This window comes from Pseudomonas sp. OG7 (assembly GCF_014192825.1).
GTDB lineage: Bacteria > Pseudomonadota > Gammaproteobacteria > Pseudomonadales > Pseudomonadaceae > Aquipseudomonas > Aquipseudomonas monteilii.
Genome location: NZ_JACHYK010000001.1, coordinates 805119 through 831037, shown reverse-complemented (window position 1 = coordinate 831037; position 25919 = coordinate 805119). Strand labels below are relative to the sequence as shown.

General features: G+C 62.1%; 26 protein-coding genes. 5 read left to right on the top strand and 21 right to left on the bottom strand.

The genetic code is table 11. From position 1 onward, the window contains the following. Positions 1–20: 20 nt before the first annotated feature. From FHW75_RS03855 to FHW75_RS03805, 11 genes are all read right to left on the bottom strand, one after another. Positions 21–767, bottom strand: coding sequence for an HNH endonuclease (locus tag FHW75_RS03855; RefSeq protein WP_027610075.1), 747 nt, complete (start codon positions 765–767; stop codon positions 21–23). A 72-nt stretch (positions 768–839) separates the two neighbouring features. Then, entirely contained in the window at positions 840–1220 is a 381-nt protein-coding gene (locus tag FHW75_RS03850) for a hypothetical protein (protein WP_019097479.1), read from the bottom strand. 37 nt (positions 1221–1257) lie between these two features. Next, positions 1258–1842, bottom strand: a complete 585-nt coding sequence (locus FHW75_RS03845) for a hypothetical protein (protein WP_019097480.1) — start codon at positions 1840–1842, stop codon at positions 1258–1260. 14 nt (positions 1843–1856) lie between these two features. After that, positions 1857–2480, bottom strand: a complete 624-nt coding sequence (locus FHW75_RS03840; RefSeq protein ID WP_019097481.1) for a hypothetical protein — start codon at positions 2478–2480, stop codon at positions 1857–1859. 10 nt (positions 2481–2490) lie between these two features. Next, a complete protein-coding gene (locus FHW75_RS03835; protein ID WP_027614895.1) occupies positions 2491–3921 on the bottom strand; it encodes a DotG/IcmE/VirB10 family protein in 1431 nt (476 codons plus the stop codon). Further along, on the bottom strand, positions 3918–4931 hold the full coding sequence (locus FHW75_RS03830; protein ID WP_019097483.1) for a DotH/IcmK family type IV secretion protein: 1014 nt from the start codon (positions 4929–4931) through the stop codon (positions 3918–3920). The genes FHW75_RS03835 and FHW75_RS03830 overlap by 4 nt, the downstream gene beginning before the upstream one ends. Before the next feature lie 2 nt (positions 4932–4933). Next, positions 4934–5698, bottom strand: a complete 765-nt coding sequence (locus tag FHW75_RS03825) for a DotI/IcmL family type IV secretion protein (protein ID WP_183673139.1) — start codon at positions 5696–5698, stop codon at positions 4934–4936. Further along, complete coding sequence (locus tag FHW75_RS03820; RefSeq protein ID WP_019097485.1) at positions 5688–5954, bottom strand: hypothetical protein; 267 nt, start codon at positions 5952–5954, stop codon at positions 5688–5690. Before FHW75_RS03820 ends, FHW75_RS03825 begins: the two co-directional genes overlap by 11 nt. 996 nt (positions 5955–6950) lie before the next feature. Further along, positions 6951–8342, bottom strand: a complete 1392-nt coding sequence (gene gabP, locus FHW75_RS03815; RefSeq protein ID WP_019097486.1) for a GABA permease — start codon at positions 8340–8342, stop codon at positions 6951–6953. A 382-nt stretch (positions 8343–8724) separates the two neighbouring features. Next, on the bottom strand, positions 8725–10068 hold the full coding sequence (locus tag FHW75_RS03810) for an MFS transporter (RefSeq protein ID WP_025754303.1): 1344 nt from the start codon (positions 10066–10068) through the stop codon (positions 8725–8727). 114 nt (positions 10069–10182) lie between these two features. Further along, entirely contained in the window at positions 10183–11133 is a 951-nt protein-coding gene (locus tag FHW75_RS03805; RefSeq protein WP_025754304.1) for a 2-hydroxyacid dehydrogenase, read from the bottom strand. 99 nt (positions 11134–11232) lie between these two features. On the opposite strand from FHW75_RS03805, the gene FHW75_RS03800 reads away from it, so the two are divergent. Continuing rightward, positions 11233–12120 (top strand): LysR substrate-binding domain-containing protein, encoded by an 888-nt coding sequence (locus tag FHW75_RS03800; RefSeq protein WP_028699928.1) that lies wholly within the window; start codon positions 11233–11235, stop codon positions 12118–12120. 47 nt (positions 12121–12167) lie between these two features. On the opposite strand, the gene gudD is transcribed toward FHW75_RS03800, so the two are convergent. Both gudD and FHW75_RS03790 read right to left on the bottom strand, forming a co-directional pair. Further along, entirely contained in the window at positions 12168–13523 is a 1356-nt protein-coding gene (gudD, locus tag FHW75_RS03795) for a glucarate dehydratase (RefSeq protein WP_019097490.1), read from the bottom strand. Positions 13524–13542: 19 nt separating this feature from the next. After that, positions 13543–14895, bottom strand: coding sequence for an MFS transporter (locus tag FHW75_RS03790; protein ID WP_016712123.1), 1353 nt, complete (start codon positions 14893–14895; stop codon positions 13543–13545). A gap of 260 nt (positions 14896–15155) precedes the next feature. On the opposite strand from FHW75_RS03790, the gene FHW75_RS03785 reads away from it, so the two are divergent. Then, positions 15156–15857 (top strand): FadR/GntR family transcriptional regulator, encoded by a 702-nt coding sequence (locus tag FHW75_RS03785; protein WP_019097491.1) that lies wholly within the window; start codon positions 15156–15158, stop codon positions 15855–15857. 40 nt (positions 15858–15897) lie between these two features. On the opposite strand, the gene FHW75_RS03780 is transcribed toward FHW75_RS03785, so the two are convergent. The 4 genes from FHW75_RS03780 to FHW75_RS03765 all read right to left on the bottom strand — a co-directional run bounded on the left by FHW75_RS03780 (position 15898) and on the right by FHW75_RS03765 (position 19134). Further along, positions 15898–16908 carry an NAD(P)-dependent alcohol dehydrogenase gene (locus tag FHW75_RS03780; protein ID WP_183673137.1) on the bottom strand — a complete coding sequence of 337 codons (1011 nt, stop codon included), beginning with the start codon at positions 16906–16908 and terminating at the stop codon, positions 15898–15900. A 102-nt stretch (positions 16909–17010) separates the two neighbouring features. Further along, positions 17011–17601 (bottom strand): HAD family hydrolase, encoded by a 591-nt coding sequence (locus FHW75_RS03775; RefSeq protein ID WP_027610072.1) that lies wholly within the window; start codon positions 17599–17601, stop codon positions 17011–17013. Then, the gene (tesB, locus tag FHW75_RS03770) at positions 17598–18467 is read right to left on the bottom strand and encodes an acyl-CoA thioesterase II (RefSeq protein ID WP_027610071.1); all 870 of its coding nucleotides are present in this window, start codon (positions 18465–18467) and stop codon (positions 17598–17600) included. Before tesB ends, FHW75_RS03775 begins: the two co-directional genes overlap by 4 nt. Before the next feature lie 97 nt (positions 18468–18564). Continuing rightward, positions 18565–19134 (bottom strand): GNAT family N-acetyltransferase, encoded by a 570-nt coding sequence (locus FHW75_RS03765; protein WP_019097494.1) that lies wholly within the window; start codon positions 19132–19134, stop codon positions 18565–18567. A 180-nt stretch (positions 19135–19314) separates the two neighbouring features. Here FHW75_RS03765 and FHW75_RS03760 point away from each other — a divergent pair, with 180 nt between their 5' ends. The 3 genes from FHW75_RS03760 (at position 19315) to FHW75_RS03750 (ending at position 22344) form a co-directional block, all read left to right on the top strand. Then, entirely contained in the window at positions 19315–20001 is a 687-nt protein-coding gene (locus tag FHW75_RS03760; RefSeq protein WP_019097495.1) for a histidine phosphatase family protein, read from the top strand. A gap of 38 nt (positions 20002–20039) precedes the next feature. Beyond that, positions 20040–20954, top strand: a complete 915-nt coding sequence (locus FHW75_RS03755; protein ID WP_019097496.1) for a histone deacetylase — start codon at positions 20040–20042, stop codon at positions 20952–20954. A 148-nt stretch (positions 20955–21102) separates the two neighbouring features. Continuing rightward, positions 21103–22344 (top strand): TIGR03862 family flavoprotein, encoded by a 1242-nt coding sequence (locus tag FHW75_RS03750; RefSeq protein WP_084296665.1) that lies wholly within the window; start codon positions 21103–21105, stop codon positions 22342–22344. Between the two features lie 35 nt (positions 22345–22379). On the opposite strand, the gene FHW75_RS03745 is transcribed toward FHW75_RS03750, so the two are convergent. The 4 genes from FHW75_RS03745 to FHW75_RS03730 all read right to left on the bottom strand — a co-directional run bounded on the left by FHW75_RS03745 (position 22380) and on the right by FHW75_RS03730 (position 25919). Beyond that, complete coding sequence (locus FHW75_RS03745; RefSeq protein ID WP_016712133.1) at positions 22380–23711, bottom strand: DEAD/DEAH box helicase; 1332 nt, start codon at positions 23709–23711, stop codon at positions 22380–22382. A gap of 55 nt (positions 23712–23766) precedes the next feature. Next, positions 23767–24687, bottom strand: a complete 921-nt coding sequence (yedA, locus tag FHW75_RS03740) for a drug/metabolite exporter YedA (RefSeq protein ID WP_016712134.1) — start codon at positions 24685–24687, stop codon at positions 23767–23769. A gap of 125 nt (positions 24688–24812) precedes the next feature. Then, on the bottom strand, positions 24813–25418 hold the full coding sequence (locus FHW75_RS03735) for a PolC-type DNA polymerase III (protein ID WP_019097498.1): 606 nt from the start codon (positions 25416–25418) through the stop codon (positions 24813–24815). A gap of 9 nt (positions 25419–25427) precedes the next feature. Further along, a complete protein-coding gene (locus FHW75_RS03730) occupies positions 25428–25919 on the bottom strand; it encodes an NYN domain-containing protein (RefSeq protein ID WP_020371263.1) in 492 nt (163 codons plus the stop codon).

The following is a 25919-nucleotide window of genomic DNA, read 5'->3' as shown; positions in this document are numbered from 1 at the left end:
CAGCGCTGCGTGCTTGTGCATCAAGCAAAGTTCTTGAGTAACTGGCCGGTCAATGCCGACCAGTTGTCGGGCAGAAACAGTGCACGGTTATTAGCCGCGTAATAGTCGAGCTGCCCGTCCTTGAACGCGCTCTTGGTTGGAAACAGCCGCAAGGGGGCCAACCACTCGGCGCGTCGTTCATATTCTTCATCACTGACAAGTGTTTTGCTGGCCAGGGTTTCTGCCACACCTAACACGGTGATGACTTCCCCACCGAATATTTCCTTGAGTGTGTCGCTACCACGAAACCGGAAAGCGGCCAGCAGACTGGTCAGCTTTTCGTTGACAGCCACATCCCCCAGCAGCTCATTGACATAGATGCACCGGGCAATGTTATTGATCTCGGTTTGCGTCAATTCTTGAACCGCGACGAAAAAACCCGTGCCATTCATGGCGCATGCACCAAGATGATGAACCTGACGGCACAAGTTACAGGCGGTAATCAGGTTTTCCTTTGTACAGTTTTCGGCATTACCGTCCAGTGCATGAAGTTCCTGATACTTGGCGGATTTAAAACCACAGAAGCGGCACGTGTAGTTATCACGCTGCCACACCGAAGTGCGAACCTTACTGTGCTCGTCCCGCCACAATTTGCGTTGATCATCGTCCGAGCGCCACAGTGGCCGGCGTACACCAAATACCGGTTGATTGGCAGTACGGCTTACATAGCCACTCGCCAGCGTAGGCACAGTGAATGCCCCGCCCTGAGCCGAGTTTGTTTCGCTCATGTCCGATAATCCCGAAACCGTGTTGAGAATGCGGGGCCTTGCGCCCCGCCCTAGGGTCAGCGGCGGGCAGCCTTAGTTGACCACGGTGTTGCGCATGATCCACATCACGGTGCCGACAGCGGCCATCAGGCCACCGATGAACAGGCCGACAATGGCCGACATCGGCTTCTCACGCTCGTCCTTGGAGGCTTTCCACAGGGTGTACAGCGAAATGGCGACAACCACGAAACCACCAATCGACACCAGCGAGATCAACAGCGTGGCGCCGCCCTGGGCGGTGTTGTCGATGTTGGTCATGACGTCGTCAGCAGTTTTGCCGCCCGACGTATCCTGGGTCAGGTCAGTCTTGGTAATGGCGAATGCCGACGGTGCTGCCAGGGCACCGATAACTGCTGTGGTCGCACGTACTTTGGCCGAATCGTAAGCAGCTTTCAGGGTTTTGAGTGCTTTCATGAGTGACGCTCCTTGGGTTTCTTAGTTCGAAAAGCCGTTACGACCACGGCGTGAAAAGACCCACCAGATTGAATCCGATGGTGTTGTTGAGTACATCGCTGAACCATTTGAAGTTCCACGCCAGCACACCGCCGATGATCCATCCGCTGGCGGTGCCCAGGCCGGCCTGGGTCTGATTGTTGTAATAACCGTTTACCGTCAACCAGCCTTTCACCATGGCAATCAGGCCAACCACCTGCATGATGCCCAGCAGGGCCAGCGTGGCCAGTTGTGCCTGCTCTTGCAACGTGGTGCCGGTAGAGGAATAAGACAGCATGCGCGAGTTGGCATAATCCCCGGTCAAGGTGCGCGACATGATGCCCATCCATTCCAGAGTGCCGATGGCCAGCAAGATCGAGCCAATGACCAACTGCACACAGGCAGAGCCGACAGAGAAACGCTGTCGCCCGGCCACATACTTCAATGCGTTGTCATGGGTAACGCCCCATATTTCAATTAATGCAGCACCTGTCAGGTAAAGACCGATAAGCGCGGCAATACCCTGGCACATCATGATCGCCGTCGGGATCACTTTCCCGATATTGACCATTACATCTACGAGATCGGCAAATCCGGCCGCCATGAGAACGTCCTTGTTTAAAGAGCAGGTGCAGTCACTACAATGCCGCTGTCGCGATCAACCGAAAGCACTTTCAATTCGCGTTGAACCGGTGGCAACGTGTCGCCAGCTTTTATGCTGTCCTCACTGTCGCCATTCTTCACCCAGGCCCGGTGCCCGACCACGGCCTGCACTTTGTAGCCACTCGACTGCGGGATCGGGTGGACGCTTCTGGCGCGCGCCTGCGAGACAACAGGTGCCGGCTCCCTGCGCGGCGGCTTGACGATCTCCACACGCTGGCGGCTTTGCTCGAAGTAGTCCATGCGTTGATTCAACCCGGTCAGGTTGTTGTCCAGCGCCTTGATCTGGCTCAGTAGCAGCTGGGTATTACGCTGGGATTCCTCGCGCACGATCTTCAACTGCTTCTCGCTGTTCTCCTGGGCCTGCAACGCCGCTTGCGCTTGCTCCCTGGACTTGGCCAGCTCGATGCTCAGTACATCCATGCGTGGCTGTTGCACCGATTGAGTCGGGTTTTGCGCCATGCGCCTGGCCTTGGCTGCTGGCGACGATGTCGCCTTCATCACGACCACGGCAACCACGATGAGCGCCACGAAGCTACCGGCAAAAACGCCGATGAGTTTTCCGAACGACCAGTTCTTCATGTCGAACTCCTTATCGAGATTGATCGTGAACGTCTTGCAGGAAGAACAGGCCGAAGCCTTTGTTCGCAGGCGTTGCATAGGTAGCCGGACGGTTGAACCCGCGGCGCACTTCCGATGCGATTGCGGTACCCATCTCGCCCACCGACGAACCGATGACCTGCTTGGTCGAAGGCTCGGTAGTGGTCTGGGCCACTACACCACTCGGGCTGATGATCGTGGTGCCCGCGGTCTGCTGGTAGGCACGACCGTAGCCGGACAACAGCGAGGCAGCCCCCAGGGCGAAATAGCGCGACATCGTGTGGTGGTCCTTGGTTTCGGCGATACCTTGCTTGGCATCGTCCTCACGCAGGGCCACGGCACTGATGCGCATGGTCGGACGGGGATCGTTCACCGGCGGCGCCAGAATGGTGAACTTCACGCGGATGTTGTCCGGCGCCTGCTCGATCTTGCCGATCAGCTTGGCGCCATTCCATTTGCCGCCACGAATGGTTGCCAGCACGTCACCGCCATCGTCGGTGTTGACCTCAGCATCCAGCGTGGCATACATGATGGTGCCCGTCTTGATGAGCAGCTCCCGGTCGGTGTCGCCCACGGCTTCGATATCGTTGGGGTCTTTCTTGTCTTTGGCCGTGCGCAGCGCGACATCACGGTCGCCGTTACCCGCACGTTCGGTCGGGTAGTAGCTGACGGTGCTGAAGCCGCTTTTATCTGCAAAGCCCTTCGCGCTTTCCGACTCGCCCATCAATTGCTTGATCGACTTCAGCGTCTCGGTCTTGAGTTCGTTAACGTACAGGTCGCGCTGTTGCTCGGCCTTCTTCAGCTCTTCCTCCAAGCGCCGGCGTTCCTGCTCGTCGGCCTGGGCATTGTTCACGCCAGCGCGCGGTGCAACCTGCGCGGTCTCGCGGGGCGGCTGTCCGGCCCCGACATAAATCGGCGGCGGTTGCGTGCTTGCGTCGCTGTACGGCTGCCCGGGCACATTGAACTGGGCGTTCTGGCCACGGGCCAGTTCCTTGCCGGTAGACTGAACGATGTTGGGATCGAAGCCCGGCTGGTACGACATACCGCGCTCGGCAGCCTGCTCGGCTTCCAGCGAGCTGCGCTGGGCGCGACGCTCCGCCTCGGCAGCGGAGATAGGGTCGACCGACACCTCGGGCTGCGGCGCACGCGGCACATCCACGGTGGATGCCTTGCCGGCCGGTTCGTCCTTGCCGGTCATGCCGTTGTAGGCCAGCGCACCCAGCGCAAGCACCACCAGGCCGGCGGCAATCAGCGAAACCTTGCCGACGCCAGAACCAAACACGGCCTTCAGGTTGCGCTGCATCTCATCGGACTTGCGCGCCTTCTTCACATGCGAGCCCGCCGGCCCGTCACGGTCGGCCACCAGGTGCTCGTCGTCTTCATCGAAGCCCGAGTCGCTCGGCGGCATGTTGTGATCACTCATTGCAGATTCCCTTGCTCGATGAAGACGGTTACGGCCTGCCCGCCAGTCGTGAACGTGACGCTGTTCTGCAAACCGGCGTAGCGGTAAACCGCCACACCCGTGGTGCTACGGGCAGCGTTGGTGTACGCGGGGTATTGCGCATCGGCCTTGGCTTTCACATACATGTTCGGGCCATAGCTCCAGGCTTCCACGCCCTCCAGCCCGGTCACCTTCAGGCGATTGGCCTCTTTGGGCGGTACGCCATCCAGGAAGTAGGTCAGCGCATCGTCGATGCTCGGCATCCCCAACATGGCCACAGTGGCCTCGGCATCCGGGTTACGTCCAGGCACCTTGGCATCCACGCGCATGTCCACCTCTTCCTGCCCGGCAGCCAGGATCAGGATGATCGGTGTGGCCAGGCCGCGCAGGGTGACGGTCACATTGCCGTATGCGGCCGCAGTGGCAGGGTCCAGTGTCAGGATATTGGTCGGCGCGACATTGCCGCCCTGGCCGTTCTGGCCGCCACGCTCGCGCCCGTCGCTGAACAGCTCGCGGTTGATCGACACGTTCTGGATCATCCATGGCTGCCCGGCATAGTCGGAGAACACGATCGACGACTGCTGCCCCTTGCTCAGGCGAACGATGGGCGGGGAAACGCCCGGATCCAGGTTCAGTGCAAGCGTGCGGGTCACCGGCTTGGCCGGGCTTACGTAGGCCGTGGCCTTCTGCTTTTCACGCTCGAGCCACAGCTGCTTGATCAGCTCTACCTGCGACGACGTCAGCTGCGAGTCCTGCACATCCTGGACCGTGTCACTGATGACATCTTCCGGGCGCGGGTACACCACTTGAGCAACACTGGAGACCTGCCGGCCCAGGCCATTCATCGGCGGCAAGGGCGGCGCGTCGCTGCCTTGCGCTGCGTCAACCTGGCCCACGCTACCTTCGGCGGCAGGCGCATTTTGCGCCTCGTTGGCAAATGCGGGCATGGCGATAGCGCTCGCAAGCAACGATGCGATCAGATGCTTCTTCATGGTCACTTCCTTGAGGTGTACGGCGACAGCTGAACAGAATCGACGGCGATGCCTTTGGTGTTGGTAGCCGAGGCTGGGATCTGAACGATGGTGACGGCTGCGAGGAAGTCCTGACGCGAGCGAGCCTGCTGATCACCGCCCACGTAGAACTCGATGGCAATCGGTACCTGAACCAGCCAGTAGTTCTGCCCGGTTGCCAGCGCACCGCTTTCTTCAACCTGAGGTATTTGCGTGGCCATGGCACGCAGGATCATCCGCCCCTTCAGCACACGCTCCAGGTTGCCAGAGTCGTCAAGCGTCTTCAGGAACGCCTTGCGCCCTTCATCCGTGTACCAGCGGGCACCCGCGGCATTGAGGTTGGAGCGGTAGTTCACGTAGTCGTAGGAATACGAGTTCACCACTGCGTCCTTGGCGTACTCGGCCAGTGTCGCCGGGGTGACACGCGGGTTGCTCTCGGTCGAGACCTCGCAGATGGCGTGGTTGTCGATGGTCGGAATCCAGCGGTACTTCGGGTACCAGAACACCACGGCAGCGATGGTCACGCCAAATACGCAGGTAAGGGCAAGCAGTTGCCCCCAGACGCGCTTGTTGCGGCGCTTGAGGTCCAGGCATTCCAGTTGCAGGCGTTTGACTTCGCGAACGGTGGCGGCTGCCTCGCCCGGCGTATCATCCAGCACCAGCTCAAGCAGCTTTTCTTCATCAGTGCCCTGCCGGGCCTTCGGCGCCTCACCACCAGGGGTTCCGCGTTGGGTTTCCTTACTCGACATTGCGGATTTCCCCTGTCGTTCCGTCGTAAATGCAAATCGAGTCGGTTCCGTCATAGAACACGACATTTTCAAAATTCGTTTGCGTCACCAGCCAGATGGCCGCAACGGCAACGCAGGGGAGCAAGGCGAGGCAAGCCCACTCACCGATATCCAGCATTACACCCAGCATGCGGTTGTAGCGCCGCAATGCGCGCACATCCACGTCATCGCCTGTCCCGCTGCCCCATGACGTTGTGGTTGATCCGAGTTCGTCCATATCTCGCTCCATGAAGCAGCATTTTCATTTAAAACTTAGAAAGGTGCAACAGCGAAATTTTGACATAGAGAAGAAATACACGCAATGCGCGACGTATTTTGACACGCCTACGTCAGCCTTCAGTCAGTCATGCCATACAGATTTTTACGCAAGCGGTAGCGCCATCGCGCGCCTCCAGTAGCGCTGAAAGCCGCTATTTACGGGCACTCAAGGGATAAAACTGACTGCAAAGCATCATCTGGAAACAGCACAAGCATGCTGTCACATTGATATCAAAAAAATGTACGTCACCGATATTTTAGATAGTCAAAACACAACCCTTTCGGCGCTCTCGGCGAGCACCAAAATTAAAGGTCAGGTTTCAGGCAACGGCCGCACAGGCCATAGCAGACGGGGCTTCCGGCATATTTCCGGGTAAAATCGGCGAGATTGACAGCGGGGTTTGCAGCATATCCTCCATGACAAGGCGGGAACCTGGTCCAGCCCTTCTCCTCAACGGCCCTATCACGCTGGGGCAATTTCAATAAAACCCTTTTAAAACAAGGGCTTTATAGCATTCCTTGAATCCATCTGATTCAGCGCTCGAAGTGTGCAAGACGGGTGAGCCATCACCTGCCTTGAGGCTACTTCAGTCGGTCACGATAGTGACTGAACATGGCAAAAATGTGATTTTCCACCATCCACACATTTTTTTGCGATAGCAGCTTTTTGCCACCATGCCTGCGAACCACACCCAAATCCCATGACAGCACCCGTGCAGGGCAGCCTACCGGGCACGACTTCTCCGGCCTGCAGTGAATGACACTGGTCGATTGAAATAGTTGTGAGCCGGGTAAAAATAATTGCAAAACGCCATGCTTTTGATACTCATAGACCACCTTTTGGCCTTGCTTGAGTCAGAGCACTTCGGAAAAGCAGCAGCGCCGGGCGAGCGCTTAAAAAAACAAAGGGCACCCATCCTCGGGTGCCCTTTGTTTTACAGCCAGGTGAACTCAATCACCCCATCGAACGCGCCCCCACCGGTTGCGCATGGCCCCGCGAAGTCACGATCCCCAGGAAGGAAATCACGATCGCCAGGCCCAAGGTCGAACTCACTTCCGCCCGGTGCTCAGGCGTGTACATCATCACCGCCAGCGCCCCGGCGATGAAGATGATCACCGCCCAGGTCAGGTACGGGAACAGCCACATACGGAACTTCAGCTCGGTGTTCTCCCGCTCCAGGCGGCGGCGCATGCGCAGCTGCGAGATGGCGATGACCATGTACACCAGCAGGGCGATGGCGCCAGAGCTGGCCAGCAGGAACTCGAACACGCCCTTCGGCGCGAAGTAATTGAGGATGGCGATGGCCGCGCCGATCAGGGTGCTGCCAAACACTGCAGCACGTGGCACGCCAACCTTGGAGGTCTTGTTGAGGAAGGCCGGGGCGTCACCGCGCTTGGCCAGCGAGTACATCATGCGCGAAGCAATGTAGATCGACGAGTTCATGCAGCTGGTCACGGCCACCAGCACCACCAGGTCGACCATGAACGCCGCATTGGGGATGTTCATGATTTCCAGCGCACGCTGGTACGAGCCCACCACGGCCAATTGCGGGTCGTTCCATGGCACCACCGAGATGATCACGAAGATCGACAGGATATAGAAGGTGCTGATACGCCAGATCACCGAGCGGGTGGCCTTGGCAATGTTGCGCGACGGGTCGCTGGACTCGGACGCAGCGATGGTCACCGCCTCGGTGCCGATGAAGCTGAACATCACGGTAATGAACGCGCCCACCACTGCCGACCAACCCTTCGGCGTAAAGCCGCCGTGCTCGGCCATCAGGCTGCTCAGGCCGCTGACCTCGCGGTTAGGCAGCCAGCCCATCAGCGCGGCAAAGCCCAGCCCGATGAAACCCAGAATCGCCGTTACCTTGAGAATGGCGAACCAGAACTCGAACTCACCGTACTTGGCCACGCTGAACAGGTTGGTGCCAGCGAGCAGCAGTACCGAGGCCAGGGCGAAGATCCAGCTGTCCACCTGGGGGAACCAGGCGTTCAACACATGCCCGGCGGCCAGCGCTTCGATGGGGATCACCAACACCCAGAACCACCAGTACAACCAGCCGATGGTGTAGCCGGCCCAACGGCCGATGGCCTGGTCGGCATAAGTGGAAAACGACCCGGTGTCAGGGTGCGCCACGGCCATTTCGCCGAGCATGCGCATAACCAGAACCACCAGGGTCCCGGCCACGAAATAGGAAATTATGGTAGCTGGCCCGGCCGCCGCGATGGCATGGCCAGAGCCTACGAAAAGTCCGGCGCCGATGATGCCGGCGATGGACAGCATCGTTACATGACGTGGCTTGAAACCTTGTGCAAGGTTGCCATCAGATCCCACGGTGTTCATTGATGTTGTTCTCTTTTTGCTGACACAAGGATGGACGGGCAGGCGTAGGCGAAAATATCTCCTTTCAAATCAATAAGTCGACAGGTTGCTCGCGCGCTGTTGTTGATATTTGGCACGCATCACAGAGCAAGGTGTCATTGCGGTTCGGGCTTCATTTAAGCCCCGTAGGGCTGTGGGAAATTACACGAGAACGCCCCGGAACTGTTCGATCACGACAGGGCAATTCCATTAACGCCAGATGGCGCGAATGGCATGCCCGATCGCGCCATCGGGCCGTCTGAAGCTTTTGTTTTTCATTTGAATGTGTCACTTGGTCTGCCCACGTTTGAGCGGCCACAAAAAAGCCCCGGTCTCCCGGGGCCTCTGTTGCCAAGGCGTCTGCCTACGCCTGCCCGGTGCGCTCGAAGCGTCGGGCCAGCAACAGGTAAGCGAGGATCCCCAGCACGCCATGGGCGGCCACGAACCAGAGTGCGTTATGGAACGAGCCGGTGCTGGCAACCACATAACCGATCACCAGCGGGGTGACGATACCGGCAACGTTGCCGATGCCATTGAACACACCGCCGCACAGGCCGACCATCTTCTTCGGCGCCACATCCGACAGCACTGCCCAACCTACCGCTGCCAGGCCCTTACCGAAAAAGGCCAGGGTCATCATGGCAATCACCGCCGCGTTGCTATCCATGTAGTTGGCCAGCACCAGGCTGGTGGACAGCGCCATGCCAACGATGAACGGCGTCTTGCGCGCCCTGGACGGATGCACGCCACGGCGGATCAGCCAATCGGACACGAACCCGCCAAGGATGCCGCCCGTGAAGCCACAGATGGCCGGCAACGCAGCCACCCAGCCTGCCTCCATGATGGTCATGCCACGGCCCTTGATCAGGTAGATCGGGAACCAGGTGATGAAGAAGTAGGTCAACGCCGTGATGCAGTACTGGCCCAGGTACACCGCCCACAGGTTGCGACTGGTGAACAGTTGCATCACTTCGGCACGGGTCGGTTTGCTTTGGGTCGCCTTGCGTTCCTTTTCCAGGTCGACCAGCGCGCCGCCTTCACGCATGTAATCCAGCTCTTCGCGGCTCAAGCCTGGCGCGCTGTGCGGTTCGTGGTACAGGCGGAACCACACCACGCTCAGTACCAGCCCCAACACCCCCATCCAGATGAACACGTGCTCCCAACTCAGCGTATGGGTCATCCACGCCATCAGCGGGGCAAATACCACCACAGCCATGTACTGCGCCGAGTTGAACAGCGCCGAGGCGGTTCCACGCTCACGGGTGGGGAACCAGCAACTGACGATGCGCGAGTTGGCCGGGAACGCAGGCGACTCCACCAGGCCCAGCATGAAGCGCATGGAAAACAGCGCGACCGCAGCAGACACACCGGCCAAACCCATCCAGCCGACAGTCCCTTGCAGCAGCGTGAACAGCGACCAGAGGATCAGGCTGATGCCATACACGCGGCGGGCACCGAAGCGGTCGAGCAACCAGCCCCCGGGCACCTGGCCCAGGGCGTAGGCCCAGGCGAACGCAGAAAAGATCATGCCCAGCATGACCGGGTCCAGGCCGAGGTCCTTGAGCACCTCGGTGCCGGTGATAGACAAGGTGGCGCGGTCGGCATAGTTGATGACGGTGATGACGAAGATCAGCGCCAGGACCAGGAAGCGATGGCGACCGATCCCGGCCACGGCCTGCGGTGCGGCGACGGCGGATTTGCTGTTCATGTGGACCCTCTTGCTTCTCGATGGAAGCGATTGTTCTTGTGAAGAGAAGGTGTGGCCCTTGGGCCTTTGAGCTGCTTGTACTGGCCTCTTCGCGGGCACGCCCGCGAAGAGGCCCTAGCGGTAAACCACCCGATTCGGCGGCATCTCACTCCGGAAGCAAGCCTCCAGATTGCTTAAGACCATGCCCCCCATCTCCAGCCGAGTCTGCAACGTGGCACTACCCCGATGCGGCTGAAGGCTGACCTGGTTGAGGTCACGCAAGGCCGGCGGCACCTGCGGCTCATCGACGAACACGTCCAGCCCGGCGCCGGCGATACGCTGCTCGCGCAATGCCTCGACCAGCGCGTCTTCATCCACCAACTTGCCGCGCGCCACGTTGATCAGGTAACCATTCGGCCCCAGTGCCTCCAGCACCTCGGCCGTTACCAACACCTGCCCGCCATCGGCGGAGGCAGCGACCACCAGCACGTCCACCGACCGCGCCAGCTCGACCAGGTCAGCCTCATAGCGGTAGCCCGTTTCCGGCTGTTCACGCCGCCCGTTGTAGGCAATGCGCATGTCGAATGCCGCCGCACGCCGGGCAATCGCCTTGCCCACCTGGCCAAGCCCGACAATGCCCAGGTCGATACCACTGACCCGCCGCGCCAGCGGCAGGTCGACCTTGCCCCACAAACCATCGCGCACCAGCCGTTCGCCCTCGCCCAAACGGCGCAAGGTGTTGATGATCAGGCCCATCGCCAGGTCAGCCACGTCGGCGGTGAGTACACCCGGTGTTGTGGTGACATGGATGCCGCGGCTGGCTGCATGGCGCAGGTCCACGGCGTCGGTACCGATGCCGCTGATGGCGATGATCTCCAGCGCGGGCAGCTGATCCATCAGCGCATTGGACAGCCCTTTGGCACCGCCAGTGACCACACCGCGAATGCGTGGGCCAACGTCGTTGATCAGCTGTTGCGGGTCGCGCTGTTGATACAGGCGATGCACCTGATAAGCGCTGACCAGCTGGGCATCGATGGCCTCGGGGACTGGCTGGGTCAGCAGCACTTCGATGGCATTTTCGTTCATGTCGAGCATCCGGCAGTTCGAAGACATGACTCGATGCTAGGCCTGCAATTGATACAGGTCTAATATAGATACTGGATCGAATAATTCAGGAATTGAATCATGGAGTTGCACCAGTTGCGCTGCTTCGTGGCCGTTGCCGAAGAGCTGCATTTCGGCCGTGCCGCCACCCGCCTGCACATGACCCAGCCGCCCTTGAGCCGGCAGATACAACTGCTGGAACATTCCCTGGGTGTACTGCTGCTTGAGCGTAACAACCGCCAGGCGCGGCTGACCCTGGCGGGCCAGAGCTTTCTTGAAGACGCCCGGCGCATCCTGCAAATCGCCGACTCGGCCAGCCACTCGGCACGGCGCATCGCCCATGGCGAGGCAGGCCGGCTGACCCTGGGCTTCACTGCGGTGGGGGCCTACAGCATGATCCCGCGCTTGCTGGTGCATGCCGGGCAGACGCTGCCGGATATCGAACTGGTGCTCAGCGAACGGGTTTCCAGTACCCAGGTGCACGACCTGGAAGCCGGTCTGATCGATGTCGGCCTGGTGCGCCAGGTGCTGCCCAGTGCGCGCGTGGAGTACCTGCCGATTCACCGCGAACCCTTCGTCGCCGCCCTGCCCGCCGGGCATGCGCTGGCACCGCGCGAGCGGATCAGGCCAAGCGACTTCGATGAGCAGCCTTTCGTGATGTACAGCGCCAACGAAGGGCGCTACTTCCATGACCGCATTGCCAACCTGTTTGCGCGGCACGAAGTGCAGCCGAAGTACCTGCACCAGCTGGGGCAGACGCATTCTATTCTGGGCCTGGTCAATGTGGGGTTGGGGTGCGCGGTGGTACCGGCCTCGGCGCAGGCGCTGCGCCTGGAACAGGTGGTGTTCAGGCCGCTGGTGGGGATGGAGCAGCAGGCAGAGATATTTTTGGCCTACTGCCGGGATAACCCCAACCCGGTGCTGGGGACATTTGTAGAGATGGCGCGGACCTTCTTTGAAGCAGGATAAAAGGTGATGGCCTCTTCGCGGGCAAGCCCGCGAAGAGGCCGGCAGCTTTAACGCACCAGGCAAGGCCGCTTGTTATCGAAGCTCCACCCCGGAATCAGGAACTGCATCGCCACGCTGTCATCCCGCGCGCCCAGGCCCATGTTGCGGTAGCACTCATGCGCCTTGGCCAGCTGATCCTCATCCAGCTCCACCCCCAGCCCCGGCCGTGCCGGTACCCGTACATGCCCGTCGACAATGCGCAGCGGCTCGCGGGTCAGGCGCTGGCCATCCTGCCAGATCCAGTGGGTGTCGATCGCAGTGATCTCGCCCGGCGCCGCAGCCGCCACCTGGGTGAACATCGCCAGCGAAATGTCGAAGTGGTTGTTCGAATGCGAACCCCAGGTCAGCCCCCAGTCATTGCACATCTGCGCCACCCGTACCGAACCCTGCAAGGTCCAGAAGTGCGGGTCGGCCAGCGGGATGTCCACTGACTGCAACTGGATTGCATGGCCCATCTGCCGCCAGTCGGTGGCGATCATGTTGGTGGCGGTCGGCAAGCCGGTGGCGCGACGGAACTCGGCCATCACCTCGCGGCCCGAGTAACCGTTCTCGGCACCGCACGGGTCTTCGGCGTAGGCCAGCACGTCGTGCTTGTCGCGGCACAGGGCAATGGCTTCCTTCAACGACCACGCACCGTTCGGGTCGAGGGTAATACGGGCTTCGGGGAAGCGCTCGGCCAGGGCCGTTACCGCCTCCATCTCTTCTTCTCCCCGCAGTACACCGCCCTTGAGCTTGAAGTCACTGAATCCATAACGCGCCTTGGCGGCCTCCGCCAGGCGCACCACTGCTTCCGGGGTCAGGGCCTTTTCGTGGCGCACGCGGAACCAGTCATCCTCGGCATCGGCTTCGTTGCGGTAGGCTAGGTCGGTCTGCTGGCGGTCGCCGATGTAGAACAGGTAACCCAGCATCTTCACGGCATCGCGTTGCTGCCCTTCACCCAGCAATGCCGCCATCGGCACGTTGAGGTGTTGGCCGAGCAGGTCGAGCAGCGCCGATTCGATGGCGGTTACCGCATGCACGGTAATGCGCAGGTCGAAGGTTTGCAGCCCGCGCCCCGCCGAGTCGCGGTTGGCGAAGCTCTGGCGCATGGCATTGAGCACGCGCTGGTAATGGCCGATCGGCTGGCCGACCACCAGGCTGCGGGCGTCTTCCAGGGTTTGCCGAATTTTTTCCCCACCCGGCACTTCACCCAGCCCGGTGTTGCCAGCGCTGTCGCGCAGCACCACTACGTTGCGGGTAAAGAATGGGCCATGGGCGCCACTGAGGTTGAGCAGCATGCTGTCATGGCCAGCCACAGGGATCACGCGCAGGTCGGTGACCACTGGGGTGCTGGTGTGAACGGCGGGATTGGTCTGCATATTCATGGTTGTTGTCTCGCAGTCATCAGTGGGTCTGGCCCAGGGCCGAACGGGCCTTGAGGTCGTCAGAAGGGGCGCCCTTCGGGCGAGTGCGTACAAAGAAGATGGCTATGGCCGCCAGCACCGAGGTCACCGCCAGGCCATACAGGCCGCCTTGGATCGAGCCGGTCTGCTGCTCCAGAAAACCGAAGGTGGTAGGGGCGACGAAGCCACCAAGGTTGCCGACCGAGTTGATCAGGGCGATCACGGCCGCCGCGATGCGGGCGTCCAGGTAACCCTGTGGAATCGGCCAGAACAGAGACGACGCCGACTTGAAACCGATGGCGGCGAAGCACACGGCCACGAAGGCAAACACCGGCCCGCCGGTGGTGGACACGAACATGCCGATGGCAGCGACCACCAGCGCCCCGGCCACCCACGCCTGCTGGAACTTCCAGCGCGCAGAACCGGCAGCGAAGGCATACATGGCCAGGATCGAGATCAGCCACGGGATCGAGTTGAAGAAGCCTACCTGCAAGTCGCTGAGGTCACCCATGCGCTTGATGATGCTCGGCAACCAGAAGGTGGCAGCGTAGATAGTCAGCTGGATGCAGAAGTAGATGAGGCAGAACAGGACAATCTGGCGGTCCTTCAGCAGGCTCCAGGCCGATGGTTTGACCGCCCCCACCGCTTCGCGCTCTCGCTGCTCGCGGTCGATGGTAGCCACGAGCGCGTCTTGCTCGGCCTGGCTCAACCACTTGGCATCCTGTGGTTTGGAATCCAGCCAGAAGAACACGAAGAAGCACAGCACCACCGAGGCCATGCCTTCGATGAACAGCATCCACTGCCAGCCATGCATACCCAGGCCCTGAATCTGCATCAGCGCACCGGCCAGCGGCCCGGAAATCAGCGAGGCCAGCGCCGAGCCGCTGAGGAAGATGGCAATCGCCTTGCCGCGCTCCGCACCTGGCAGCCAGCGGGTGAAGTAGTAGATCACACCGGGGAAGAAGCCCGCTTCGGCAACACCCAGCAAAAAGCGCAGCACGTAGAACTGGGTTTCGTTCTGCACAAACGCCATGGCCGTGGCCACCAGCCCCCAGGTGAACATGATGCGCGTCAGCCAAAGCCGCGCCCCCACCTTCTGCAGCAACATGTTCGAAGGCACTTCGAACAGGGCGTAGCCGATGAAGAACAAGCCGGCACCAAAGCCATAAGCCGCGGCACTGATACCCAGGTCGCTTTCCAGGTGCGGGCGGATGAAACCGATATTGACGCGGTCGAGGTAGTTGACGATGAACATGATGACGAACAGCGGCAGGACGTGGCGCTTGACCTTGGCCACGGCACTGGCCAACGCGTCGCCTTCAGTCCGGGCAGACGGAGCGAGGGTGTCGTTCACTTGTGAATCTCCCACTAATTGTTTTTGTGCGGGTCTGGGTTGTCTGACATGGCAGTGGGATGAGCATATGCCCAGCGAAGTTGTACGACAAGATCAACAAAGTCGACAAATAGGCAAAATACAAGCTGTCACAATGCCAAATTGCTGCGATCGTGCAAAATCAAAGTGGCTACTCGTGGGATTGGCGACAGGAAAAAACGGCAAAAAATATTTTAATGGTTTAACTTGTCGTACAAGCACAACAAGAAGTGGCTCACACCATGGAACCCGAACACACGCACAAACGCGGCCATAGCCGCGCCCATGACCTGGTCTCCAGCCTGACCCAACAGATTTTGTTGGGCACCTTCAGGCCTGGGGACAAATTGCCCTCGGAGAACACCCTGGTGCGCGAGCATGGCGTCAGCCGCACGGTGGTGCGTGAAGCCTTGTCGAAATTGCAGGCCTCGGGGCTGGTGGAGCCGCGCCACGGTATCGGTACCTTCGTGATGGAGCGCCAGCCGCAGGCGGGGCTGCGCATCGGCGCGGAGAGCGCAGCCAATGTGCGCGACCTGCTGGAGCTGCGCATTGGCCTGGAAGGCCAGGCCGCTGCTCTGGCCGCGCTGCGCCGTGACGAGGGGCACCTGGCTCGCATGCGCCAGGCACTGGATGACTACCAGGACCTGGCGGCGGCTGGTGACAGCTGCATCGAGGCGGACCGGCGCTTCCACCTGTTGATTGCCGAGGCCACGGGTAACCTGTACTTCACCGAGATGCTGCTGCAACTGGGCAACAGCCTGATCCCCCGCAACCGCATGGCGCTGGCCGAACGCGGTGGGGCGAAGCTGGCGCGGCAGGCTTACCTGGCGAACCTGGAGCATGAGGCCGTGCTCAATGCCATCCGCCGGCAAGACCCGGATGCAGCGCGGGCGGCGATCTGCCTGCACCTGTCCAACAGCCGTGACCGGTTGCTGCCGGATTAGATGTTGTGCCCACCCGGCCGTTACATTCGGCCGGCTCACCTCACCAGGTCAGGCAAATCTTGCCGAAATGCCGGTTGCTTTCCTGGTAACGGAACGCCTCGACGATCTGCTCCAGCTCGAAGTGCTTGTCCACCACTGGCCGCAGCCCGTTGGCATCGATTGCCCGCACCATCGCCTGTTGCTGCGCGCGGCTGCCCACCAGCACACCTTGCAGGCGAATTTGTCGCACCAGCGCCTGTACCAGCGGCAACTGCCCCGCCACACCGGTGAGGATGCCGATCAGCGACACATGCCCACCAATGCGCGCGGCAATCATCGACTGCTCCAACGTCGCCGGGCCGCCCACTTCAATCACATGATCGACGCCGCGATTACCGGTCAGCTCGCGCACTTTTTCACCCCAGGCAGGGGTGCTCTTGTAATTGATAAGGTGATCGGCACCCAGGGCCTTGAGGCGCTCCAACTTGGCATCGCTGGACGAGGTGGCGATTACCGTGGCGCCGGCCAGCTTGGCGAACTGCAGGGCGAAGATCGACACGCCACCCGTGCCCTGTACCAGCACCGTGTCGCCCGGCTTGAGGTGGTCATCGCTCATCAACGCACGCCAGGCGGTAAGGCCGGCTGTAGTCAGCGTAGCCGCCTCGGCGTGGCTGAAGCCCTTGGGTGCCAGGGTAAACGCGGTAGCGCGGGCAGTGACCTGTTCACGGGCATAACCATCGATGCCGTCGCCGGGCACTCTGGCAAAGCCTTCGACATTGGCCTGGCCGTCGAGCCAGTCGGGGAAAAAGGTGCTGACCACGTGGTCGCCAACCTGGAACTCGGTGACACCAGCCCCCACCGCGACCACTTCGCCGGCGCCATCGGCCATGGGGATGCGCCGCTCGCTCGGGCCCCACATGCCGCTGACCACGGCGAAGTCGTGGTAGTTGAGGGAGCTGGCGTGCAAGCGCACGGTGATCTCGCCGGCCTCGGGCGCGGCAGCCTCGCGGGTGCCGATCTCTACCTTGTCGTAGCCGCCGCCGGGTTGTACGTAGATGGCTTTGCTGGTCATGGGTGGGTCTCCGTATCAGGGGAAAGAGTGGAGTTCAGCATAGACAGGTCAGGTCCTTTCGCGGGCATGCCCGCCAAAGGGCCCGTACAGGCGACACAACGGTCAACCCAGCATCACCTTCAATTTCCGGCAATCGGCAGCATGCCAATCCACCAGCTCCGGCCATGGGTTATCCGGCAAGTTCACCAGCACCGTCCGCGCGCCCGCCGCGCGCCCGCAGTCCAGGTCGAACCGGTAATCCCCCACCATCACCAGCTCGCTCGGCGCCACGCCCCAGGCACTGGCAATCTTCAGCAACCCATCCGGGCTCGGCTTAGGTGCGGCCTCGTCACGTCCCAGAATGTGCTCCACCGGGAAGCAGTCCGCCAGGCCGATGGCCTCCAGCGTCACATGCGCCAGCTCACGTGCATTGCGGGTGAGAATACCCAGCCGGCAACCACGCTCGGCCAACTCACGCACCAGCTCCACCGCCCCGGAGGCCGCCGTGGAGGCGAGCGCCAGGTCGCGTTCGTGCTCCAGCAGCCAGGCATGCTTGGCCGCCGCTTCGTCTGCCGGCAAGGCCGCCAGGTGGGTGAGGATGTCGTGCTCGACCGGGATGTCCAGCGCCACGCGGATGGCAGCGAAATCGTGCACGGCCACGGTCAGGGTGCCGTCCATGTCGAACACCCAGTTGCGTACCTCGCCCAGGCTCATGCCCAGTCCTTACGGTGGCGAATCAGGCCTTCCTGGCTCGACGATGCCACCAGTTGCCCGGCCTGGTTGAAGATGCTGCCACGGCAGAAACCACGGGAATTACCGGCCCACGGGCTGTCGGTGGCGTACAGCAGCCACTCGTCGGCACGCAGGTTGCCATGGAACCACAGTGAATGGTCGAGGCTGGCGATCTGCATGTCGCGCTGCCACACCGATTTGCCATGCGGTAACAGCGAAGTGGTCAGCAGACCAAAATCCGAGGCGTAGGCCAGCATGTATTTGTGCAGGGCAGGTAGGTCGGGCAGGTTGCCGTCGGCGCGGAACCAGGCGTACTTCACCGGGTCGCCAGGCTTGGGGTTGAACGGGTCGCGCTCGGTGACCGGGCGAATTTCGATCGGCTTGGCGCACAGCACCTTGTCGCGAATGCGCTCTGGCAGCTGGTCGGCCATGGCGCGGGCCAGCTCCACCTCGGTGGGCAGGTTTTCCGGGCCGACCACGTCTGGCATCTGCGCCTGGTGCGCGAAACCTTCCTCGTCGTACTGGAACGACGCGCTGCAGGTGAAGATGGTCTGGCCCTTCTGAATCGCCGTCACCCGCCGGGTGCTGAAGCTGCCGCCATCGCGCACGCGGTCAACCGAGTACACCACCGGCAGGCTGGCATCGCCCGGGCGCAGGAAGTAGCCGTGCAACGAATGCACATGGCGAGCGTCCTCTACCGTCTGGCTGGCCGCCGACAAGGACTGGCCCAGCACTTGCCCACCGTACAGCTGGCGGAAGCCCAGGTCCTGGCTACGTCCACGGAACAGGTTCTCCTCGATGGCTTCGAGGCTCAACAGGTCGACCAGGTCGTCCAACACATGACTCATTGGGGGTTCTCCTCGCAAGGCAACACGTCTCTACAGCGCTCTTTGATAAGGGCAAATGATACAGGGTTTGTCATTCGCGCCGGGCATGGCCGTGCATTCAGGCACGCAGGGTCTTTTCCCAGTGCGCGCGGTCGATGCGGTACAGCACATGCGGACGCAGCGGGTGGCCCTCGGGCAGGCGGGGGTGTTCGAAGCTGCCGTTCAGGTCCTGCTGCATGCCAATGGCCTGCATCACCTTCTGCGACGGCAGGTTGCTCTCGCTAGTGAACGACACCACCTCTTCCAGGCGCAATTGGGCGAAAGCACAACGCAGGCAGGTCCACGCCGCCTCGCTGGCGAACCCCAGGCCCCAGTGCCGCCGTGCCAGGCGCCAGCCAATCTCCACAGCCGGCGCAAAATCGGCATCGAAGCCGACATGCAACAACCCGGTCATGCCGATGAACGCACCGCTGTCCTTGCGCTCCAGCGCCCATAAACCAAAACCGTACTCGTTGAAGTGCCCACGCACGCGGCCAATCAGTGCAGCCGCTTCAAGGCGCGTCAGCGGCGCCGGGAAGTAGCGCATTACCTGGGGGTCTGCACACAGCGCGGCGAACTCGCGCAGGTCGTCGTCATGCCATTGGCGCAGCACCAGCCGTGCGCTTTCCAGTTCAAGAATGGGGGTCATCGGGCCTGCTCCGGTTTTGCCGTGTTGCAGTTTACAGCGTAGGCGCGGGCGCAGGTTTCACCCAGCCGCCATCAGCCGAATGCAATTTTCACATGCCCTTCACTGCCTCCCGACAGGGCGCTTGGCAGGATGCCGCCATCACTGCCGCGCCAGGCGCGGCCATGCCAAATGGAGCAACGCATGCTATCGAGCAATACCCTGGGGCACCCTGCCATCCACGCCCGGCGCAAGCGACGCCTGTCCCGCAAAGCCCTCGGTGCCGCCCTTGGCCTGTGCATGGTCGTGGCGGCGTTGACCACCTGGCTGGCGACGAGGACGCATATCGTGGACCTTGGCAACGAGCAACAACTGAGTGACAGCGGCCTGCTGCAGGATTGGGCCGATGGCGCAGTGATCGTGATGATCCGCCACGCCGAACGCTGCGACAGCGCGCCCGGCCCCTGCCTGGACGACCCCACCGGCATCACCGTGGCCGGCAGCCAGGCCGCTGGCCGCGTTGGCCAGGGGCTGCACCAGTTGGGCCTGGACAATGCCGACCTGCTCAGCAGCCCGAAACTGCGTACCCGGCAAACCGCGCACTTCATCCTCGGCCAGGCGGTGGCCAGCGAGGACTGGCTGGAAGGTTGCGACAAGCAATTCGCCAGTGAGGCATTGGCCCATAAACGGCCCGGGCATAACCTGGTGCTGGTAACCCACAACGGCTGCATCGACCATTTCGCCCGCCAGCAGAACGTTGTGGGGGGCGAGCGTGAAAGCGGCTATGCCAGCGCCCTGTTCGTGTCGGTGGATGGCAACGGCAAGGCGCGTATCCTCGGGCGCCTTAACGAGCCGGACTGGCAACGCGTATTGGCCAGCGCAGGGCGATAACTGGCAAGATCAGCACTGGCCCCGATTGCGAACACCCCATGCCGCTGCCGCTGATCTACCACGAAGACTACAGCCCGGAGTTCCCCGCCGAACACCGCTTCCCGATGGACAAGTTCCGCCTGCTGCACGACCACCTGGTCGACAGCGGGCTGACCACTGATCAGGCCCTGCTGCGCCCGGACATCTGCCCCAACGACATCCTCGCCCTGGCCCACGACCGCAGCTACATCGAACGCTACATGAACGGCGAACTGTCCCGCGAGGACCAGCGCCGCCTCGGCCTGCCCTGGAGCGAAGCCCTGGCCCGGCGCACCGTACGCGCCGTAGGTGGCTCGCTGCTGACCGCCGAAATGGCGCTGCAGCACGGCATCGCCTGCCACCTCGCTGGCGGCACCCACCACGCCCATTACGACCACCCCGCCGGCTTCTGCATTTTCAACGACCTGGCCGTGATCAGCCGCTACCTGCTGGAGGCTGGCCGGGTACACCGGGTGCTGATCTTCGACTGCGATGTGCACCAGGGCGACGGCACCGCACGCATTCTGCAAGACACACCCGAGGCCATCACCGTGTCGCTGCATTGCGAACAAAACTTCCCGGCGCGCAAGGCACAAAGCGATTGGGACATCCCCCTGCCACGCGGCATGGGCGACGCAGCCTACCTGAAGGTGGTGGACGACGCCCTCAACTACCTGCTGCCCCTCTACCAACCCGACCTGGTGTTGTATGACGCTGGCGTCGATGTGCACAAGGACGACGCGCTGGGTTACCTGCAACTGACCGACGCTGGCGTTGCTGCCCGTGACGAAGCAGTGCTGCGCCATTGCCTGGGCCGCGATATCCCGGTGGTGGGTGTGATCGGCGGCGGCTACAGCAAGGACCGCGAGGCCTTGGCCAGGCGCCACGGCATTCTTCACCACAGCGCTGCACGGGTCATCGGTTGTTCACAATGACTGTGGAGCCGCTTGTGGATAACCTGCGGGAAAGGCGCTGTAGCCCTTTGCGGGCAAGGCCTGCAGGATACTGATTATTTTTTGACCAGTGCTTCCATGGGCAGCGCTGCGCTAGAATGCGCCTCTTTTCCACAGCCTGCTGCCCACCATGCCCGATCTCAACCCCGCCTCCTCTCCCCTCGCTGTCGTCATCGGTGGCGGCCCTGCCGGCCTGATGGCCGCAGAAGCACTGGCCCACGCGGGCCTGGCGGTCGAGGTGTTCGATGCCATGCCTTCCGTGGGCCGCAAGTTCCTGCTGGCGGGTGTTGGCGGCATGAACATCACCCACTCCGAGCCCTACCCGGCCTTCGTTGCCCGCTATGCCGGGCGTCAGGGCGAAATCGATGCGCTGCTGCGCGACTTCGATGCCGACGCCTTGCGCCAGTGGATTCACGGTTTGGGCATCGAGACCTTCGTCGGTACCTCGGGCCGGGTGTTCCCCACCGACATGAAAGCCGCGCCACTGCTGCGTGCCTGGCTCAAGCGCCTGCGCGACGCCGGGGTAGTTATCCACACCCGACACCGCTGGCTGGGCTGGGACGCGGATGGCGCCTTACGGATTGCTTATCCACAGGGCGAGCGTGCGGTGAAGGCTGCGGTCGTAGTGCTGGCGCTGGGCGGTGGCAGCTGGGCGCGATTGGGCTCCGACGGCAGCTGGCAAGCGCTGCTGGCCGAACGGGCTGTGGATATCTCGCCTTTGCAGCCGAGTAACTGCGGTTTTGAAGTTGAGGGCTGGAGCGCACTGCTCAAGGACAAGTTCGCGGGCGCACCGCTGAAGAACATTGCCCTCAGCGTTCCGGGCAACGCACCGCGCAAGGGCGAGTTCATCCTCACCGCGCAAGGGGTGGAGGGCAGCCTGGTATATGCCTGGTCGGCATTGGTGCGCGAGGCCATCAATCGCGAAAGCCGTGGGCTGCTGTTGCTCGACCTGCTGCCGGACAAGCCTGTGGACAAGATTGCCCAGGCACTGGCCAAGCCACGCGGCTCGCGCTCCATGGCCAAACACTTGCACAGCCAGTTGGGGATTGACGGAGTGAAGGCTGCGTTGCTGCGCGAGCTGACCGATCAGGCGACCTTTGCCGACCCGCAGGCGCTGGCTCAGGCGATCAAGGCATTGCCGATCACACTGGTGCGTACGCGGCCGCTGGATGAAGCGATCAGCAGTGCTGGCGGGGTGCGCTTCGAGGGGCTGGATGAGGGGTTGATGGTCAAGGGCATGCCGGGGGTGTTCTGTGCCGGCGAGATGCTGGACTGGGAGGCGCCGACCGGGGGGTATTTGCTGACGGCGTGCTTTGCCAGCGGCTTGCGCGCCGGGCGGGCGGCGGCGGATTGGCTGGCACGGGATTCCTGATAGATTGCCGGGGCCGCAAAGCGGCCCCAAAAATCTCAAGGCTTACGCTTACGCGGCCCACCATTGAAGCTTGGCACCTTGCGCACCGCCTTGACCGCCGGCTCCGCATTACCCGCTTCAGTGCTGTCCATCCAGCGCCCCAGCCCACGCTTGGCGCTGTTCTCTTTCGGCTTCTTGGGCTTCTTCGGCTTCTTGATCACCTGGCCAGTGGCATCGGTCATCGGCACTCGGTGATCGGGGATGAAGTCCGGCTCTTCATGGCGCGGCAGTGTCTGGCGAGTCAGCACTTCGATGGCCGCCAGCAGTTGCACTTCATCCGCGCACACCAGCGAAATGGCCTCGCCCTTGTTGCCGGCTCGCCCAGTACGGCCGATGCGGTGCACGTAATCCTCGGCCACGATCGGCAAATCGAGGTTGACCACCAACGGAAGATCATCGATGTCCAGGCCACGGGCCGCCACGTCGGTCGCCACCAGCACCTGCACCTCGCGGGCCTTGAAGCTGTCCAGCGCGCGCTGGCGGGTGGCTTGCGGCCGGTCACCGTGGATACCATCGGCATTCACACCCTCGGCCAGCAAGCGCTCTACCAGCTGGTCAACGCCATTGCGGGTCTTGGCAAATACCAGCACCTGCTTCCAGCGCTGTTTGCGCAGCAGGTGGCAGAACAGGTCGACCTTGCGCTTTTTATCCACAGGCACCAGCCACTGCTTGACGCTGGCGGCCGTGGCATTGCGCGGGCTCACTTCGATGCTGAGCGGGTCATTCAGCGCCAGCCCCGCCAGCATGCGGATCTGGTCGGAGAAGGTGGCGGAAAACAGCAACGTCTGGCGCTTGCGTGGCAGCGCGGCGTACACCGATTGCAGTTCTTCGGCAAAGCCCAGGTCGAGCATGCGGTCGGCTTCATCCAGCACCAGCGTTTGCACCTGGTTGAACTTCACCGCGTTTTGCCGGAACAGGTCGAGCAAGCGGCCCGGGGTGGCCACCAGCAGGTCGACGCCACGGCGCAGGCGCATCATCTGGGGGTTGATACTGACCCCGCCGTACACCGCGTAAGTGCTCAGCGGCAGGTTCTCGGCGTACTCGCGCACGTTGTTGTGCACCTGCTCGGCCAGCTCGCGGGTGGGCACCAGCACCAGCGCACGGATCGAGTTGCTGGCCACTTTCTCACCCTCCAGCGCCAGGCGCTGCAACACAGGCAAGGCAAAGCCCGCAGTCTTGCCGGTGCCGGTCTGGGCTGCGGCCATCAGGTCGCGGCCAGCCAGCACGGCAGGGATGGCCTTGGCCTGCACCGGGGTCGGGGTGGTGTAGTCCAGTTGCTGCAGCGTGCGCAGCAGCGGTTCGATCAGGCCGAGTTTGGCGAAATTCATGGCAATACCGTCAGGGGGTTCAGCGAAGGCGGCAAGTTTACCGCATCGCCCCTGCCTACTTGCAGATTTCGCCTTTCAACGGCTGAGGGGGCTGGGGCGCCTTGCGCCACTGTGGCAGGCCGATCAGCACCACTGCACCGATGATCACTGCCATGGCCACGCACTCTTCGGCACCAATCTGTTCACCGGCAAAGACAATGCCCAGCAGCACAGCCACTGCCGGGTTGACGTAGGCATAGCTGGTGGCGGCAGCCGGGCGCACATGCTTGAGCAGATACATGTAGGCACTGAACGCCAGGATCGAGCCGAAGAACACCAGGTAGGCCAGCGCTCCCCAGCCAGCGGCAGTCGGCATCTGCGTCATGCGCTCGCCCGACAGCACGCTGCCCAGCAACAGCACCGCACCACCCACCAGCATTTCCGCAGCACTGGCCATCGGCCCCTGAGGCAACGGCAAGGTCTTGCTCCACACCGAGCCGAATGCCCACGACGCCGCCGCGAAAATGATCAGCGCCGCACCAATCGGGCTCGCCTGCAAGTTGGACCCCATGTTCAGCATGCCGATGCCCACCAGCCCCAAAGCGATGCCCGCCCACTCCAGCTTCGAATTACGGTGCCCGAACAGCAGGCCAAACAGCAAAGTGAACAACGGCACTGTCGCCACTGCCAGCGCCGCCACACCCGACGCCACCCCAGCGTGTTCGGCCACGGTCACACCGCCGTTGCCACAACTGAGCAGCAAAAAGCCGATCGCTCCCGCTGCCCGCCATTGCGGCCAAGTCGGTGCCGGCACGCCACGCCAGCGCAAGAAACCGTACAGCAGGCCCCCGGCAATCAGGAAGCGCACGCCGGCCATGAGCATCGGCGGCCAGCTCTCCACGCCGATGCGAATGAACAGGTAGGTAGACCCCCAGACCAGGTACAAGGCCAGGAAAGCACCAATGAGCAACAGTGGGAAACGACGGGCGGCAGGCATGGGAAAACTCGAAATCCGTTTACGGGTGACTCAGTTTAACGGCCTGCCTGAGTGAAGATACGTTACAGAACCGGCGCAAATGAGCGGCACACTTTTGGTGCGTTCGGTTTGGGTGGGGGGAAGCCTTAACGGGATTTGGCCAAGGTTTCGCGAATCTTCGCGGCGGGCACTTTCTGCAAGCGGCACAGGAACTCGTGTGAAAGTTGCTGGATACCATGGGCCTGACGCAGTTCACCGGCCAGGTGTTGCAACAGGTTGGCCGCCATCTCGGCATCGGCCATGGCCCGGTGCGCGGTACCGGTGTCCGGCAGCCCGGCCCAGCGGGTCAGGGTGCCCAGCTTGTGGTTCGGCGCCATTGGCAGCAGGCGCCGCGACAACAGCAGGGAGCAGGCGAACGACTGGCGGCGGCTACGACCGATGCGGCTCAGTTCGTAATCCCAGAACTTCTGGTCGAACGCCGCATTGTGTGCCAGCAACGGGGTGTCGCCGACAAACTCGGCCACTTCATTCATTACCTTGTCCACCGGCGGCGCGCTGCGCAGCATGGCAGTGGTGATCCCGGTCAACCCGGCAACGAAGGCCGGTACCGGCACGCCCGCGTTCATCAGGCTCTGGTAGCGCTCGACGATGCGCCCGTCCTCCAGCATCACCACCGCCACTTCGGTGGCACGGCAACCTGCGCTGGGGGTGATACCGGTGGTTTCAAAGTCGATGACAGCAATACGTTCCATGCAAGGGCCTCAATGTTTGAGCAATAGCTTACCCTCGATGGGCACATAACGGGTGGCGGCACGGATCAGCGACAAGGCGGTGAGCCCCGGCACGCCATATACCACGGCCTCGGTGCCATGGCGCTGGATCACCCGCTCCAGCAGCAAGTCGAAATCGCCATCACCAGAGGCCAGCACCACCTGGTCGACCCGGCTGGCTGCATCGATTACATCCAGGGTGATACCCACATCCCAGTCACCTTTGGCCGAGCCGTCGCTGCGCTGGATGAAGGGTTTGAGGCGCACATCGAAACCGAGGTTGCGCAAGATCTGCTGGAACTGCTGTTGCTTGCTGTCGCCACGGTCGATGGCATAGGCCACGGCTTCGACGATCTGGCCTTCACGGCTGACGTCGGCCCACAATTCGGTGTAGTTGAAATGGCAGCCATGGGCCTGGCGCACGGTGTAGTAGAGGTTCTGCACATCGGCGAACAGCGCGATCTTTTTCACCTTGAACCTCAT

Excerpts from the sequence above, each read along its gene's own strand:
- FHW75_RS03855 (WP_027610075.1), bottom strand. The coding sequence starts at position 767 with ATGAGCGAAACAAACTCGGCTCAGGGCGGGGCATTCACTGTGCCTACG.
- FHW75_RS03850 (WP_019097479.1), bottom strand. The coding sequence starts at position 1,220 with ATGAAAGCACTCAAAACCCTGAAAGCTGCTTACGATTCGGCCAAAGTA.
- FHW75_RS03845 (WP_019097480.1), bottom strand. The coding sequence starts at position 1,842 with ATGGCGGCCGGATTTGCCGATCTCGTAGATGTAATGGTCAATATCGGG.
- FHW75_RS03840 (WP_019097481.1), bottom strand. The coding sequence starts at position 2,480 with ATGAAGAACTGGTCGTTCGGAAAACTCATCGGCGTTTTTGCCGGTAGC.
- FHW75_RS03835 (WP_027614895.1), bottom strand. The coding sequence starts at position 3,921 with ATGAGTGATCACAACATGCCGCCGAGCGACTCGGGCTTCGATGAAGAC.
- FHW75_RS03830 (WP_019097483.1), bottom strand. The coding sequence starts at position 4,931 with ATGAAGAAGCATCTGATCGCATCGTTGCTTGCGAGCGCTATCGCCATG.
- FHW75_RS03825 (WP_183673139.1), bottom strand. The coding sequence starts at position 5,698 with ATGTCGAGTAAGGAAACCCAACGCGGAACCCCTGGTGGTGAGGCGCCG.
- FHW75_RS03820 (WP_019097485.1), bottom strand. The coding sequence starts at position 5,954 with ATGGACGAACTCGGATCAACCACAACGTCATGGGGCAGCGGGACAGGC.
- gabP (WP_019097486.1), bottom strand. The coding sequence starts at position 8,342 with ATGAACACCGTGGGATCTGATGGCAACCTTGCACAAGGTTTCAAGCCA.
- FHW75_RS03810 (WP_025754303.1), bottom strand. The coding sequence starts at position 10,068 with ATGAACAGCAAATCCGCCGTCGCCGCACCGCAGGCCGTGGCCGGGATC.
- FHW75_RS03805 (WP_025754304.1), bottom strand. The coding sequence starts at position 11,133 with ATGAACGAAAATGCCATCGAAGTGCTGCTGACCCAGCCAGTCCCCGAG.
- FHW75_RS03800 (WP_028699928.1), top strand. The coding sequence starts at position 11,233 with ATGGAGTTGCACCAGTTGCGCTGCTTCGTGGCCGTTGCCGAAGAGCTG.
- gudD (WP_019097490.1), bottom strand. The coding sequence starts at position 13,523 with ATGAATATGCAGACCAATCCCGCCGTTCACACCAGCACCCCAGTGGTC.
- FHW75_RS03785 (WP_019097491.1), top strand. The coding sequence starts at position 15,156 with ATGGAACCCGAACACACGCACAAACGCGGCCATAGCCGCGCCCATGAC.
- FHW75_RS03780 (WP_183673137.1), bottom strand. The coding sequence starts at position 16,908 with ATGACCAGCAAAGCCATCTACGTACAACCCGGCGGCGGCTACGACAAG.
- FHW75_RS03775 (WP_027610072.1), bottom strand. The coding sequence starts at position 17,601 with ATGAGCCTGGGCGAGGTACGCAACTGGGTGTTCGACATGGACGGCACC.
- tesB (WP_027610071.1), bottom strand. The coding sequence starts at position 18,467 with ATGAGTCATGTGTTGGACGACCTGGTCGACCTGTTGAGCCTCGAAGCC.
- FHW75_RS03765 (WP_019097494.1), bottom strand. The coding sequence starts at position 19,134 with ATGACCCCCATTCTTGAACTGGAAAGCGCACGGCTGGTGCTGCGCCAA.
- FHW75_RS03760 (WP_019097495.1), top strand. The coding sequence starts at position 19,315 with ATGCTATCGAGCAATACCCTGGGGCACCCTGCCATCCACGCCCGGCGC.
- FHW75_RS03755 (WP_019097496.1), top strand. The coding sequence starts at position 20,040 with ATGCCGCTGCCGCTGATCTACCACGAAGACTACAGCCCGGAGTTCCCC.
- FHW75_RS03750 (WP_084296665.1), top strand. The coding sequence starts at position 21,103 with ATGCCCGATCTCAACCCCGCCTCCTCTCCCCTCGCTGTCGTCATCGGT.
- FHW75_RS03745 (WP_016712133.1), bottom strand. The coding sequence starts at position 23,711 with ATGAATTTCGCCAAACTCGGCCTGATCGAACCGCTGCTGCGCACGCTG.
- yedA (WP_016712134.1), bottom strand. The coding sequence starts at position 24,687 with ATGCCTGCCGCCCGTCGTTTCCCACTGTTGCTCATTGGTGCTTTCCTG.
- FHW75_RS03735 (WP_019097498.1), bottom strand. The coding sequence starts at position 25,418 with ATGGAACGTATTGCTGTCATCGACTTTGAAACCACCGGTATCACCCCC.
- FHW75_RS03730 (WP_020371263.1), bottom strand. The coding sequence starts at position 25,919 with ATGAGGTTCAAGGTGAAAAAGATCGCGCTGTTCGCCGATGTGCAGAAC.